This is a genomic window from Acidovorax sp. GW101-11A03, assembly GCF_059424825.1.
In genome coordinates this window covers 1-13,674 of the sequence record NZ_JBWKZU010000029.1, presented here as the reverse complement: position 1 = coordinate 13,674, position 13,674 = coordinate 1, and the positions used below count along the sequence as shown (strand labels likewise).

The window sequence follows — 13,674 nt, the reverse complement described above, 5'->3', positions numbered from 1 at the left end:
GGCTCAGGCTGTTTTGGCCTGGCGTTCCACCAGGCGGGGCAGGTCGCGCACCACTTCGATCATGTACCAGGCAGGCAGCGTCTGCCCGGCCTCTTCGGCCACGGCAATCTGCGCTATCTCCAGGCTGATCTGGGCCAGGTCTTTGAGCATGGCTTTGGAGCGATGCACCAGGGCTTGCAGTTCGCCTGTGTTCGCGCTCTTGTCTTGTGGCAGGGCCTTGATGAGCCGTGCGCGAAATGCCTGTGCCAGAAAGTACAGCACATCGCGGTCTTCAGGCGCGTGGGGCCAGCGCGCATCGCCTTTGAAGATGGCTTCCAGCCGGTGCCGGTCGGCCGCCAGCTTGCCAAACGCCTTGAACTGCGCCGCATGCTGGGGCGTGAGGCAGCCATAGGCCAGCGCCTCCACCATCGAGGCCGAGGGCGCATCGCCAAACGCGTGCAGCGCATCGCTGAGCATGTGCCACGAGCGGGGCGTAGAGAACGGCTCCTCGTGCTTGGGCGGGGCGCTCCACAGGTGATCAGGGCGCTGCTGCAGATACTCCAGCACCAGGGGGTGAATGGCATTGGCCGTGGCCCAGGTCAGCCATTCAGAGGCTGACACCTTCATGTGCACATGCACCATGCGGTTCATCAGCGCCGATGACATGGGCTTGACGATGGCAGAGTCCTGTGCGCGGTTGCCCGCGCCAATGACGATGGAGCCCTCGGGCAGGGTGTACTCGCCCACACGCCGATCATGGATCAGGCTGTAGAAGGCCTTTTGCACATCCTGCGAGCAGGCGTTGAGCTCATCCAGAAAGATGCAGTAGGGCTCCTTGCGCGCAATCATGGCGGGTGGGCAAAAGCGGCTCACCCCATCCACAATCTGGGGCACACCCATCAAGTCCTCCGGCGCGAGCTGGCTGCCCAGCAGAGACACGCAATCCAGCCCCACGCTGCGGGCAAATTGCTCCACCAGCGCAGACTTACCCACCCCCGGCGGGCCCCAGATGAAGACGGGACGGGTGATGGCAACGTTCAGCAAAAATTCGGTGAGTTGCGACGGGGACAGGGCGTGTACGGTTTGCATGGTGTTGTTCTTGTCGTGATGGGGGCATGTCAGCGCTGGTAGCGCAGTACCGTGTCGTTTAGCAAAGCATCCAGCGCGGCGTTCCCAGGCACGGGCAACGGCTGAACCGGCTCTGCCGCATTGCGCGCCAGCTCGGCCTCGATGAACGCATGGATGCCGGGCCAGCGCGGGCTGGTGGCGGCTTCGCCCGCGCGCATCTTCACCTCCAGCAGGGCGTTGATCTCATCGATCAGCGCTGCATCGCGCACCGGGTGCAGCGTGTGCTGGGCCAGCTCGGCAAAGCGCATGGGCGGCACGCCGGGTTGGGTGCGTATCCACCGCGCGGCCAGCAGCGGGCGCAGCACGTACAGGTACTTTTTGTAGCGCACCGCGTCGGCTTGCAGGTGTTCGCGAAAGTTCTTCTTGGCCATGGAGGCGTAGTGGTGCCAACCCTTGGCGTTGGAGAACACTTGCCCCGCCAGCGCACGGAACTGCGCCATGGTGTCGGCCTCTTCGCTGTAGACGATGGGCGAGCCCAGCCATTCGAGCAGCGTGGGGTTGGATTCGCGCAGCAGGCCCAGGGCCTTGCGCAGGTCCCAGCCATTGATGTCCAGGTCGCCGCTGATGGGCACCTCGATCACGTCGCGGCCCGGCGCCACGGTCAGGTACCAGGGAAGGCGGTTGACGTAGATGAAGCGCACGTCGTAGTCGCTGTCGGGCGAGGCAAAGCCCCAGCCCCGGCTGCCGGATTCGCAGGCAAACAGCACCGTTACGTTGTGCCGGGCTTCGATGTCACGCAAGGCCTGCAGCACCTGTGCGTGCATGTGGGGCTCCACCGGGTGGGCGGAGCGCAGCATTTCTTTTTGTTCTGATGTATGCATAAAAATGGGATGTAGCGCTTGATGAATAAGCGCAAGCAGCTATCAAAAATGTAGTAATTTCTGCAGTCCTTCGCAACAGGCGCGGCCCAGGCGACAGACGCCAAGCAAGGGCCGCCCCGCAGCGAGGGCGTCGTCCCCCTTGGGGGAAGCCGCGCAGCGGCTCAGGGGGGCTACCCTTTCACACAGACCACCTGCTTGAGCGTGTACACCACCTCCACCAGGTCTTCCTGCGCCGCCATCACCGCGTCGATGTCCTTGTAGGCCATTGGAATCTCATCGATCACATCCGCGTCCTTGCGGCATTCCACGCCTTCGGTGGCCTTGATCTGGTCTTCCACGGTGAACAGCTTCTTGGCCTTGGTGCGGCTCATCGTTCGCCCTGCGCCGTGGCTGCAGCTGTTGAAGCTCTCGGGGTTACCCTTTCCGCGCACGATGAAGCTCTTGGCGCCCATGCTTCCCGGGATGATCCCCAGCTTGCCTTGCTCGGCACTCACCGCGCCTTTGCGGGTCACGAACACGTCTTGCCCGAAGTGCGTTTCGCGCTGCACGTAGTTGTGGTGGCAGTTCACCGCCTCAATGTGCGTCTCGAACGGCTTGGTGATGACTTTTCGCAGCGCGGCAATCACGCGGCCCATCATCACCTCGCGGTTGGCGGCGGCAAACTTCTGCGCCCACCCCACGGCCTTCACGTAGTCACCGAAGTACTGCGCGCCTTCCTCGAAGTACGCCAGGTCCTTGTCCGGCAGGTTGCGCTGGTTCATCTCGGCATCCTTCTTGGCCAGCTCGATGAAGTGGGTGCCGATGGCGTTCCCCACCCCGCGCGAGCCCGAGTGCAGCATCACCCACACGGACTGGTGTTCGTCCAGGCAGATCTCGATAAAGTGGTTACCCGTTCCCAGCGTTCCCAGGTGCTTGTAGTTGTTGGTGTTCTTGATGCGCGGGTGTGCTTCGCAAATTTCCTCAAACTCATCCACCAGCCCGGCCCAGGCGCGGTCGGTCTCGGCAGGTGGCGTATCCCAGCTTCCCTTGTCGCGGCCAAAGCGCTTGGGCGTCATCCCCACCGGCACGGCGCGCTCGATGGCGGCGCGCACGCCGGAGAGGTTGTCGGGCAGGTCGCTGGCCGTGAGCGTGGTCTTGCACGCCATCATTCCGCACCCCAGGTCCACCCCCACCGCAGCAGGGATGATGGCCTTGAGGGTGGGCACCACCGAGCCGATGGTCGCGCCGATCCCCAGGTGCACGTCGGGCATCACCGCCACGTGCTTGAACACGATGGGCAGGCGCGCGATGTTGCGCAGCTGGTTCTTGGCGTCTTCCTCCACAGGCACGCCGTTCGTCCACATCTTCACAGGCACACCGTTCGGGATTTCGAGTTGTTCGTAGTTGTTGGTCATGGTTCTTTTCTCGTTGTTTCTTCGTTGTGTTTCGTTTTTGGCGGCGATGTTCGTCATGCAGCCATTGCGTCAAAGACCGCGCTCATCCGCTCTGGGAGCGGGTAGCAATGGTGATCCAAGGCCCCCGCTGGCAACCAGGAACTGGTAGGGCCTGTATCCACCAGGCGCATGAGCTTTTCCGCCCAACGCGCTTTGGTCGCAGGCCGGTTCAGCCATTCCTCCATGGTGCGTTGGTATTCGACCTGGTCCGTGGCAAACGCATTGCCCATCTGGTTGGCATTCCACACATAGTCCCAATAGCATGCGTCCACAAAGTTCAGGGTCGATGCGTCGCTTTCGCAGTCCAGCCAGTGCTGCAGCAGGGGCTCCAGCGGCACGCGGGCATAGGCCCACATGAGCAGGATGGAGAAAGCGTTATCGCCCTGGAAGAGTGAATCGCTGCCCGCAGGCCATTGCTCCAACCCTTGTGCAAAGTACGCCATCGCAAAGCCCTGCAGCGCAGACTGTTCTGTCGCTGAAAACGAGCTGGGCTCGCACCGCCCCAACCGGTCCAGATACAGCTCGGTGGAGTGGTGCAGCCGGGCACCTTCGGCCAGCAGTTCCAGAAGCCGTGGGGTCAAGTATTTGATTTCATCCGCAGGCTGCACCTGGCTCTTGGCCGAATCGTTGTACTCGTAGAAGTGTTTCTCCGTCAGTTGGCGCAGCGGCAGGCGTCGCATCTCATGCTCCAGCTCGGCATCCATGCAGCAGGCGGTACACACGTCCAGCAGGTGATCCGGTGCCTGGTAGTGCGCAAACGCTTTGTAGGCCGCCTGAGTGGCGGCTTCCAACGCATTGCTTGCTGCGCATGCCGGTACTGCGTTGGCTTCGGTTTTCTTCTTTTTCATGGCAGTTCTCTTTTCTGCTTTTTCTGGTGGACGCGACGGGATTCGAACCCGCATCAATACAGCGACCAGGGTGCTTGAATCCACTGGCCCAGTGAACGGTTGGAAACGCGCGCCAGTGGCAGACCCGTCATCGGAGCCAGCACCTGCATCCTCAACCTTGCCCGTTCACCGACTCTCCCGCTGTACTCGGTGTTACCCGAGCTGCCGGCAATATCAACATTTTTGGCAGTGGCGCTCCCTTCTGTGCCAGCGCGCCCTTGTTTTTTCCACTCCTGGCTCAGCGCATCTTCACCAGCCCGTTCAGCACCTGGTCCAGGCCGCCAAACACCGAGATCTTGTCGATGCGCTCGGCCACGCGTTCCAGCGTCTCCAGCTCCTTCATGCGCAGGGCGACGGGGTTGTCCTCCATCACCTTGGCGGTGTTGAGCAGCGAGCGCGTGGCGGCGGTTTCCTCGCGGCGGCGGATCACGTTGGCCTCGGCCTGCTTCTGGGCTTGCACCACCTGGGTCAGGATGGTTTTCATCTCGCCGGGCAGCACGATGTCTTTCACGCCCACGCTCTCCAGCTGCATGCCATAAGGCAACAGCTTGGCGGCCATGTGTGCGGTCACCACCTCGTCGATCACCGTCTTGTTCTCCAGCAGCTCATCGAGCGTGCGGGTGCCCACGGCGGCGCGCAGCGCAAACTGCAGCTCGCGGTACAGGTGGTCGGCAGGCTTTTGCAACTGGGCAAAGGCGCGCAGCACATCGGTGTAGCGGTAGGTGGCGCTCAGGTTCAGGCGCAGGCTCACCTTGTCACGGGTCATGATGTCCTGGCCCGATACCTCCACGGCTTGCAGGCGCAAATCCACCAGCTCCACGGCCACAGTGCGGCCGTACTTCCAGAAGGCGTATGTGCCAGCGGTCAGCAGGCGCTCCACCTTGCCGTCCACCGTCAACAGCGCGCACTGGCCCTCGGGCACCTGCACCTGCAGCACGCCGGTCAATCCGGTCACGCTGCGCTGGCGCAGCTGGGTTTGCGTCAATCGCGCCACCAGTGCGGCAGGCAGTTCGGCGCCCGCTTGCAGGTCCACCACCTGCACGCTCACCTCCACCAGGCCTTTCCAGTACAGGCGGCGGGTGCCGGGGGGCAGGATCTCCACCAGCACGCCGTTTTCGCTGCGCAGGCCCACTTCAGTTTCCGACAGGTTCACCTGCACAAACTCGGCTGCCACCACGGCAGGCTCCTGCGCCATCAGGTATTCGGCCAGGCCGTGGGTGAAGGCGGGTTGTTCGAGGGCGAAGGTCTCCACGCGCAACTGGTCGGTACCCGCAAACAGCCAGTAGGTGCCGCTGCGCAGCACGCGGTCAAAGCTGCCGTTGCGCAGCAGCAGGGCGCGTTCGTTCTTCTTGACGGTGGTGCGTTGGAACAGTTTCATCAGCATCTCTTTTTCCTCTCTTTTCTTCGTTGTCGTATCGGGTTGCCGTTACAGCGATGGCGGGGTGCCAGAGGGCGCAGTCTGGGCCGTGCAGTGCGCCGTTGTTGTTGGCCTCATCCCAACGGGAAGGGCGACAGCGCGGCTGGCTGCGGGCGCGGGCTGTGCCGGGTGCTGGCACAAACCGCCACCGGCTGACGGGGTGAAACCCTTGCCGTTGCAGTGCAACCTTGGGGCCTCTCCCCGCGTTCGGCGGGTGGTCTTTCGACCGGTGCAAAGTTCCAGCCTTGCGGCCGGAGTAGTGGGCAGGAGTCGAACCTGCTACAGACCTCTTGCGAGGTTGCTCTACCAATGAGCTACCAAAGGTGGCAAGCCGGGAGTCGAACCCGGCATCTCCTCTTGCGAGGCGTCACCAAGACCTTGCCAATACCCAGCGTTTGCGATGTGCGGCATGCAGGACATCGACAGAACCCGAAGGCCCCGGATGCCCGGCACCGGCGGGGCGGACTGTTGTCCCAACCTCGGCCTGTGAGCGGTCACCGCTTGCGCTGGATGCTTCTTCTATTGCCAGATGTGTGCCAGCTTGCAATGCATGGCATTGAATGCATGCAAGTTGTTGATTTGTATGTGAATATTTCCTTTGCAGTGAAATTGATAGGGTGCGCGGTTATCAAGATAACTAGAATGAAAGCTAGTTAAATAGATAAAATCATGCGAAAAAACAAAGTGATCATCGGATTCCTGGGCACCCAGCTCGACTCCGGCAAGGGCGCCGGCCGATGGGAGAAGTGGCGCCCCACCGTGTCGCTGGTGCAGCATGAGGACGTGGTGATCGAGCGGCTGGAGCTGCTCTACACCCCGCCGCACCGTGAGCTGGCCCACCAGGTGCGCACGGACATGGCCACCGCCTCGCCCGAGACCACGGTGAACCTGGTGCCGCTGCCCATTGCCGACCCATGGGACTTCGGCGAGGTCTATGCCCAGCTGTACGACTGGACGCAGGCCTACCGCTTTGACACCGAACGCGAGGAGTACTGGACCCACATCACCACCGGTACGCACGTCGCGCAGATCTGCCTTTTTTTGCTGGTGGAGTCGCGCCGCATTCCGGGCGTGCTGGTGCAGACCTCACCGCCCAAGCGCCAGCAGATGGGTGACCCCGGCAGCTACACGCTGATCGACCTGGACCTCTCGCGCTACGACGTGATCGCGCAGCGCTTCGGCGCGGAGCAGCAGGACGCGGTCCAGTTCCTCAAAAGCGGTATCGCCACGCGCAATGCGCGCTTCAACGCGCTGATCGACGAGGTGGAGCGGGTGGCGGTGCGCTCGCGTGCGCCCATCCTGTTCACCGGGCCCACGGGCGCGGGCAAGTCGCACTTGGCGCGGCGCATGTACGAGCTGAAAAAATCCCGTCACCAGGTCGAGGGTGAGTTTGTGGAAGTGAACTGCGCCACGCTGCACGGCGACGGCGCGGCGTCCACGCTGTTCGGCCACAAGAAGGGTTCCTTCACCGGCGCCGCGGCCGACCGCGCGGGCCTGCTGCGCACCGCGCACAAGGGCGTGCTGTTCCTCGACGAAATCGGCGAGCTGGGCCCCGACGAGCAGGCCATGCTGCTCAAGGCGGTGGAGGAAAAGCGCTTCTACCCCCTGGGCAGCGACCGCGAAGTGGAGAGCGACTTTCAACTGGTGGCCGGTACCAACCGAGACCTGCGCACCGAGGTGGCGGCCGGGCGCTTTCGTGAAGACCTGTTCGCGCGCATCAACCTCTGGAGCTATGTGCTGCCTGGCCTTGCGCAGCGGCCCGAGGACATCGAGCCCAATGTGGACCATCTGCTGCAGCGCGCGGGCGAAGAGCTGGGCCGCAGCGTGCGCTTTTCCAACGAGGCGCGCACCGCCTACCTGCGCTATGCCCAATCGCCCGCCGCGCTGTGGACGGGCAACTTCCGCGACCTGTCGGCCAGCGTGACCCGCCTGGCCACGCTGGCCGACAGCGGCCGCATCGGCCTGCCGTTGGTCGAGGCCGAGATCGCCCGCTTGCGTTGGCTGTGGCAGCCCGCCAGCGATGCGCGCCATGGCCTAGCACCCGCATCAGGCGGGGTAGGACGCGACGAACTCGCGGCCTTGCTGGGCGACGAGGCGGTGGAATCCATCGACCTCTTCGACCAGCTCCAACTGGCGGCGGTGCTGCAGGTCTGCCGCCAGTCGCGCACGCTGTCGGACGCCGGGCGCCTGCTGTTCCAGGCCTCGCGCACGCAGCGCACGGTGGTCAACGACGCGGACCGGCTGCGCAAGTATCTTGTGCGCTTTGGCCTGGACTGGGATCGCGTCGTGGCCGCTGGGCGATAATCCCACCCGTGAAGCACGCCAGACCGCCGCTGGTGCAATCTGGGAAACCAGGCACTGGAGGAACGTCCGGACTGCACAGGACAGCGTAGCAGCTAACGGCTGCCCACCGTGAGGTGAGGATCAGAGCAACAGAGACGAGTCCCGGGGGAGTGCCGCAAGGCAAACCACCGGGGGTGAAACGGGCAATCTCTACGCGCAGCAATACCAAGTAGGCCAGCGTTGATGTGGTTCCGCAGAGCTGGCGGGTAGGTAGCACCGAGCCGTGGTGGCGACACCCGGCCCAGATTAATGGCGGTCACGCTGCGGGGGCCCGCAAGGGTTTCAGCAGTGCACAGAATCCGGCTTATCGGCGTGCTTCACACTTTATTTCTAGCCCGCGCTGGCACGCGGGTGCGGTGCCCGCTGGGCACCGCTTTCAATCATTCATTCAGTTTTTGGCGCAGTGCGGCGCATGCCCCTGCTCCAGCTCGGTGGCGCGTTTCACCGTTTCGGGGTGGCTGCTGAGCAGTGACCAGACCGGATGGGATTCGGCCTCCTTGCCCAGTTTGCGATTGCGCGCGGCGTCGGGAGCGCTGGCGGCGGATTGGGGTGTGGGGGCGTGGGCGGCATCGGCTGTGTTGTTGCCGCCTGGCGCTTTTTTGTCCTTGTCGCTGCCTTTGCCCTCTTCGTCTTCCTCGTCACGCGCAATTGCCAGCAGCAGCTGACCCATGGGCGCTGTGGGCAGCGCGGTGTGGCGCATGAGGGCGATGGCGTAGCAGTCGGCCTCGCGCTCGTGGCTGCGGCTGTAGGCCAGGCCCGTCATCACCGAGGCACCGGTGGAGACGATGCCCGACACGTCCCCCAGCGCCAGACCCAGGCCCATGTTGAGCACACCTTGCTCCACCACCATTCGGGTGGTGTGGCGGTGCACCACGTGGCCGATCTCGTGGGCCAGCACGCCCACCAGGGCGTCGTCGGGCAGGCCCTTGTCGGATGCAGCTTTCACGATGCCGTCGGTCATCACGATTTTGCCGCCGGGCAATGCGAATGCATTGGCGCCCATGCCCGCGCGGAACTCCAGCGTCAGGGGTGGGCGGTAGTCGGGGTAGCGGTGCCGCATTGCGGGCGCCTGCTGCACCAACGTGTCAAAGCGGGCCTTGAGCTGCGCCTGCCGCTCCGGAGGCAGTTTGCTGGGCTTCAGGGTGCCGTCGTCCATCTGCTTGAGCACGTTCTCGGCCACGCTGGTCTCCCAGGAGAGGGGCACAAACCGCGTGAGCTGCGTGGCGGCCCAGGGCGTGCCGTAGCGGTAGAACAGCGTGAGGCCGATGACGGCGGCGGTCGTCACGCCCAGCAACATGGGCCAGCGGGTCTGCATGCGCTGCGCGATGCCGGGGCGATCGCCTGCAGCGGCCAGCGCAGCGCGCCACTCGGCCACGGCGTCGATCTCGACACTGCCGTGGTCGCGCAGATCCACCACCACGCGGGGCTGGGGCTTGCGCTCGTTCCAGGCCTCGGGCCAGCCCACCTGTTTGCAGGCAAACACCACGGGCTCGGCACCGGCCTGCGAGAGCGGGTGCAGCACCAGCGACGGGCCCTGCGGCGTGGGCCGCAGGCTCACCATCACATGCCGGGCCTTGCTGCTGTGGCCATCGAACCAGCGTCCGGGGACCAGGGCTGGGTGCTCACCAGATGCGGACATGTTCACCCGATGAGGTCCAAGCCAGCGGCGTCGGCGAGCGCATCGCCCAGTGCACCCTGCTGCTGGCGCACCATGGCGCCAGCCACCTGTTCCACGCCGCCCTTGACGTGCAGGGTGACGGACTCAACCTTCATGCGGTATTCACTCACCCGCGCAAACGGGCGGTACAGGCCCAGCGTCAGCAGGGAGAGCAGCATGTTCTTGATGCGCAGACCCACGTAGCTGCCGCTCTTGAGGTGGCTTTTGAAGCGGGCCACATGGCTCACGCCGATGTTGTTCCACATGAGCTGGAACATGCGCGCCTCGCGGTAGGCCCGGGCGGGGGCCGAGGCCAGGATCAGCATGAAGAAGCCCACCACGGCCGACACGATGCCCACCACAATCATCCACAGGCCCATGCGTTCGCTCTGGCTGGCCATCAAGGCGATGGAGCTGCCCGCGAGCACGCCGACCAGCACGGCGATGCCCACGACACACAGGATGAACACGGCCACGGTGGCCAGCCAGATCTTCACGAAGTCCATGTACACCGGCTTCCAGCGGCCCTTTTCTGCGCCCAGCTGGGCCTTGAGCACCAGCAGGCTCTTGAAGTTGTACTCCAGCCGGATGAAGCACAGGATCGACAGCACCAGGCCCAGCAGCAGCAAGCCGCCCATGGCGGGGGTGAAGCTGGGCATGGGCGCCTTGCTGCTTTCTTCCTCGACCGCTTCCAGCGCCTGCGCCAGGTCGGGCGACAGCATCTGCATGCCAAAGAACACGCCAAACCACACCAGGGCCAGCGCAAACACGGGCCAGCTGGCGATGTAGACCTCTTTCCAGCTGGCGGTGAACTGCAGCCGCAGGCCGCGCCAGCGCGTGGCCGCGAGGCGAAAGCGCATGGCACTGGCCCAGATGAAGGGGGCCAGCGCCGCACCCGTCAGCAGGAACAGGCCCACGGCCGTGTCCTGCCCGGTTCGCACGGCGATGTTGTAGGCGATGGTGAGCAGCATCAGCATCACAAAACCCATCACCATCTTGCGCTGCTGCGCGGTGAATTCGAGGGGGCTGCCCGCCACCAGGGTGTGGCTGTAGAAATACTGGGCGGTGCGGCGCCGGGCCCAGGGGGTGTAGATGCCCAGCGTGACGATGGACAGCAGCACGTTGACGATCCACACCCGGAAATACTCGCCCCCGCTGCCGGTGAATTCGACGGGGTGGGCATCGATGGCCTGTGGCATGAAGGTGGACATCGGCCCTGCCGCGCCACCGGATCTTTCTTGGTTCATGAACTCCCTCCTGAGTGCTGCGCAGTGTAGCAGCGGCCCCCGCGCAAGGGAATCATGAAAAAAAGGCCGTCATCGCGCGACCATCATGCCTTGATAGCTATCATTTAAGGAGCGGATGCGGCGCGATGGCGAAGCTCTCGGCGGCGCATCAGAACTTCTCCCACGGCTGCAGGTAGCGCCACTGCCCCTCGGGCACTTTGGCCAGTGGCACGCGGCCGATGCGGATGCGCTTGATGCCCACCACCGCCAGGCCCACGGCCTCGCACATGGCCGGGATCTGGCCGGGCCGGATGCCCTTGAGCGCAAAACGCAGCTTGGTCTCGTTTTGCCAGCTCACCTTGATGGGCGGCAGTGGGCGGCCGTTGAAGCTCAGGCCATGGCACAGGCGCTGCAGGCCGTTCTGCGCGATCTCGCCTTTCACCTCCACGATGCACTCCTGCTCCAGCACCTCGATGTCTTCGGCCAGCTTGCGCGCAATGCGCTTGTCCTGCGTGTAGACCACCAGGCCGCTGGCCTCGGTGGGCAGGGGCGTGAAGCATTCGAGCTGCTTGAAGTGGCGCTGCAGCACACGGATGCCCGAGGCGTCTTCGGGCAGGTGGGATGCCGCGCTGAGCAGTGTGATCGCCTGTTGCGCACCCTGGCTGCGGCTGGCGTGGGCCGCCTGCCCTGTGGGTGCGCCTGGCAGGCCCAGACCGGCTTCAAACCCTGCGGGCTTGTGCAGCAGCAAGGTGACCGGTGTCAGCTCCAGCAGGCTGGCATCGGGTGCCACGGCCACCGCCTGATCGGGGCGCACGCGCGCGCCGGGGGCTTCCTCGATCTGGCCGTCCATGCTCACAAAGCCGCCCTCGATGAATTGCTCGGCCGTGCTGCGCGAGCAGTTCAGTTGTTCGGCCACGCGTTTGGCCAGGCGGATGTGGGTGGGGGCGGGGTTCTTCTCGGTCATTGAGGGGTGATTGTGTTTGGGTGTTCTTCGGTTCAGTTGTTGCCGGGGCGCTGGGAGCGGATGCGCTCGACATGCGCCAGCAGCGAGCGCTGCGCCACCGGCCACATGCGCGGCGGCACGTCGTCATAGGCGTGGCGCACCCAGTCTTCCATGCTGCCCTGCGGCAGGGCCTCCATGGCAGCCAGCACCTTGGCCTCGCGCGCCAGGCGGTGGGCCTTGAGCTTGGCAATCGCACCGCGCGCCGTGTGCACCGGTCCTCCGAGCACATAGCCATGTGCGGGCAGGATGAACTCCACGCCGTGCTCGGCACAGACGGCATCCAGCCGGTCCAGCGAATCCAGGTAGTCGGCCATGTTGCCGTCCGGTGGGTCCACCACGGTGGTGCTGCCGTTCAGGATGTGGTCGCCGCTGAAGAGCAGGCCATCTTCCACCAGCAGCAGGCACAGGTGGTTGGCGGCATGGCCGGGGGTGTGGATGGCCTGCAGGGTATGGGTGATTTTGGCCTCTCCCGCGCTACCATCAAGCCTGAGTAGCTCATCATTTTGTAGCGGACGGTCGGGCGTGAACTGGCTGGCTGCGCGTGCCGTGGGCGCCGATGGCAGGCCCAGAATGGGCGGTCGGGCCTTGCCCGCCTGCACACACAGTGCCTGCAGCGGCGCGGCGCCCGGCGAATGGTCGGGATGCGAGTGGGTGCAGACGATCATGCGGATGTCGCCACCCGCTGCGCGCCAGAGCTTGTCCAGGTGCTCGGTATCCGCCGGGCCGGGGTCGATGGCGATGAAACCCGTGGCCGGGTCGCCCACCAGGTAGCTGTTGGTGCCGGGTCCGGTCATCACCCCGGGGTTGGGCGCGGTGAGGCGCATCACATTGCGCAGCAGCGGCACGGGGCGCTCGGTCTGCCAGTCCAGCGGGTGCACGATCTGGCCATCGGGGCAGACCAGGGCCAGCTCGCCATAGGGCATGTCGCTTTCCATGTAGCGGGCTTCCTTGCCTGCCAGCGTGCCCGCGCGGGGGCAGCTGGTCCACAGCGGCGCTTCGCTTTTCAGCGCATCAAACACCGCCTGCGTGGAGCCAAACCCGGCCAGCCGCTGCAGGGTGCGGATGGTCGGGAAGATCATGAAGAACTGTCCCGCCTCGTGCCGCGCCAGCGCGTCGGCCGGGCGCACCCACACGGGCTCGAACTGCTCGGCCTCGTCGGCCACGGGCTCCTGGCCCTCGGGCATGCGGGCCACCAAAAAAGGCACGTCAAAGCGGCGCGGCAGGTCGCGGTCGGTGATCCAGTGCGCGAGCAGAAACACGCCATCGGCCGCCAGCCGCAGCCCGCGCGCCGCGCATTGCGCCACAAAGGGCTGGTGGCGGTCGATGGCGGCGATGTCCTGCGCGTTGGCCATCTGCCCCTGGCGCGGGCCACCGGCATGGCGGGCCAGCAGGATACCCAGCTCTTCAAAACTCTCGCGGATGGCGGCGATGGCCTGGGTGAGGTGCAAGTCGCTCTGAGAGGGGCGGCGGTCTGCGGCGGCGTGGGTATCGGGGGCCGCGTCCAGCGCGTCGATGCCTCCCCCGGGGAACACATAGGCTCCGGGTGCAAAGCTGGCCTTGTCGGAGCGCCGCGTCATCAGCACCTCGATCCCCCCGGCGCCGCCAGCGGCGGTGGCATCGCGCAGCAGCAGCACGGTGGCGGCAGGGCGGGTGGCGACGGGTTCGCGGAAGGGGTGAAGCTGTTGGGTGGAGCGGGGCATCGGGCGATTATCCGGCGTTGCCCCTAGGGCGTGTCATCAATCAATACCCCCACGCGAAAGCCAGCCAGGCCGTGCAGTGC

General features: G+C 65.1%; 10 protein-coding genes and 1 other RNA gene. 2 read left to right on the top strand and 9 right to left on the bottom strand.

The genetic code is table 11. The features are described 5' to 3' along the window. Positions 1–3: 3 nt before the first annotated feature. From AC07Z7_RS13550 to AC07Z7_RS13530, 5 genes are all read right to left on the bottom strand, one after another. Positions 4–1,068, bottom strand: coding sequence for an AAA family ATPase (locus tag AC07Z7_RS13550; RefSeq protein WP_494766536.1), 1,065 nt, complete (start codon positions 1,066–1,068; stop codon positions 4–6). Between the two features lie 29 nt (positions 1,069–1,097). Then, a complete protein-coding gene (locus AC07Z7_RS13545; protein ID WP_494766535.1) occupies positions 1,098–1,904 on the bottom strand; it encodes a nucleotidyltransferase domain-containing protein in 807 nt (268 codons plus the stop codon). 194 nt (positions 1,905–2,098) lie between these two features. After that, positions 2,099–3,322 (bottom strand): RtcB family protein, encoded by a 1,224-nt coding sequence (locus tag AC07Z7_RS13540; RefSeq protein ID WP_494766534.1) that lies wholly within the window; start codon positions 3,320–3,322, stop codon positions 2,099–2,101. A gap of 53 nt (positions 3,323–3,375) precedes the next feature. Next, the gene (locus AC07Z7_RS13535; RefSeq protein ID WP_494766533.1) at positions 3,376–4,209 is read right to left on the bottom strand and encodes a hypothetical protein; all 834 of its coding nucleotides are present in this window, start codon (positions 4,207–4,209) and stop codon (positions 3,376–3,378) included. A gap of 277 nt (positions 4,210–4,486) precedes the next feature. After that, a complete protein-coding gene (locus AC07Z7_RS13530) occupies positions 4,487–5,626 on the bottom strand; it encodes a slipin family protein (RefSeq protein WP_494766532.1) in 1,140 nt (379 codons plus the stop codon). 708 nt (positions 5,627–6,334) lie between these two features. Here AC07Z7_RS13530 and rtcR point away from each other — a divergent pair. Beyond that, complete coding sequence (rtcR, locus tag AC07Z7_RS13525) at positions 6,335–7,969, top strand: RNA repair transcriptional activator RtcR (RefSeq protein WP_494766531.1); 1,635 nt, start codon at positions 6,335–6,337, stop codon at positions 7,967–7,969. 10 nt (positions 7,970–7,979) lie between these two features. Further along, positions 7,980–8,331, top strand: an RNA gene (gene rnpB, locus AC07Z7_RS13520) — RNase P RNA component class A. Positions 8,332–8,396: 65 nt separating this feature from the next. Here the strand turns inward: rnpB and AC07Z7_RS13515 are convergent. The 4 genes from AC07Z7_RS13515 to AC07Z7_RS13500 form a co-directional block, all read right to left on the bottom strand. Further along, positions 8,397–9,647, bottom strand: a complete 1,251-nt coding sequence (locus AC07Z7_RS13515; RefSeq protein ID WP_494766530.1) for a M48 family metallopeptidase — start codon at positions 9,645–9,647, stop codon at positions 8,397–8,399. A 2-nt stretch (positions 9,648–9,649) separates the two neighbouring features. After that, the gene (locus AC07Z7_RS13510) at positions 9,650–10,912 is read right to left on the bottom strand and encodes a YjgN family protein (protein WP_094288703.1); all 1,263 of its coding nucleotides are present in this window, start codon (positions 10,910–10,912) and stop codon (positions 9,650–9,652) included. Positions 10,913–11,060: 148 nt separating this feature from the next. After that, positions 11,061–11,855: an rRNA pseudouridine synthase gene (locus tag AC07Z7_RS13505; RefSeq protein ID WP_494766529.1), complete on the bottom strand. Its 795-nt coding sequence runs from the start codon at positions 11,853–11,855 to the stop codon at positions 11,061–11,063. A gap of 32 nt (positions 11,856–11,887) precedes the next feature. Beyond that, the gene (locus tag AC07Z7_RS13500) at positions 11,888–13,594 is read right to left on the bottom strand and encodes an MBL fold metallo-hydrolase (protein ID WP_494766528.1); all 1,707 of its coding nucleotides are present in this window, start codon (positions 13,592–13,594) and stop codon (positions 11,888–11,890) included. Positions 13,595–13,674 lie beyond the last annotated feature (80 nt).

Coding starts and splice junctions, on each gene's coding strand:
- AC07Z7_RS13515 (WP_494766530.1), bottom strand. CDS start 9,647: ATGTCCGCATCTGGTGAGCACCCAGCCCTGGTCCCCGGACGCTGGTTC.
- AC07Z7_RS13535 (WP_494766533.1), bottom strand. CDS start 4,209: ATGAAAAAGAAGAAAACCGAAGCCAACGCAGTACCGGCATGCGCAGCA.
- AC07Z7_RS13500 (WP_494766528.1), bottom strand. CDS start 13,594: ATGCCCCGCTCCACCCAACAGCTTCACCCCTTCCGCGAACCCGTCGCC.
- AC07Z7_RS13510 (WP_094288703.1), bottom strand. CDS start 10,912: ATGAACCAAGAAAGATCCGGTGGCGCGGCAGGGCCGATGTCCACCTTC.
- AC07Z7_RS13540 (WP_494766534.1), bottom strand. CDS start 3,322: ATGACCAACAACTACGAACAACTCGAAATCCCGAACGGTGTGCCTGTG.
- rtcR (WP_494766531.1), top strand. CDS start 6,335: ATGCGAAAAAACAAAGTGATCATCGGATTCCTGGGCACCCAGCTCGAC.
- AC07Z7_RS13505 (WP_494766529.1), bottom strand. CDS start 11,855: ATGACCGAGAAGAACCCCGCCCCCACCCACATCCGCCTGGCCAAACGC.
- AC07Z7_RS13545 (WP_494766535.1), bottom strand. CDS start 1,904: ATGCTGCGCTCCGCCCACCCGGTGGAGCCCCACATGCACGCACAGGTG.
- AC07Z7_RS13550 (WP_494766536.1), bottom strand. CDS start 1,068: ATGCAAACCGTACACGCCCTGTCCCCGTCGCAACTCACCGAATTTTTG.
- AC07Z7_RS13530 (WP_494766532.1), bottom strand. CDS start 5,626: ATGAAACTGTTCCAACGCACCACCGTCAAGAAGAACGAACGCGCCCTG.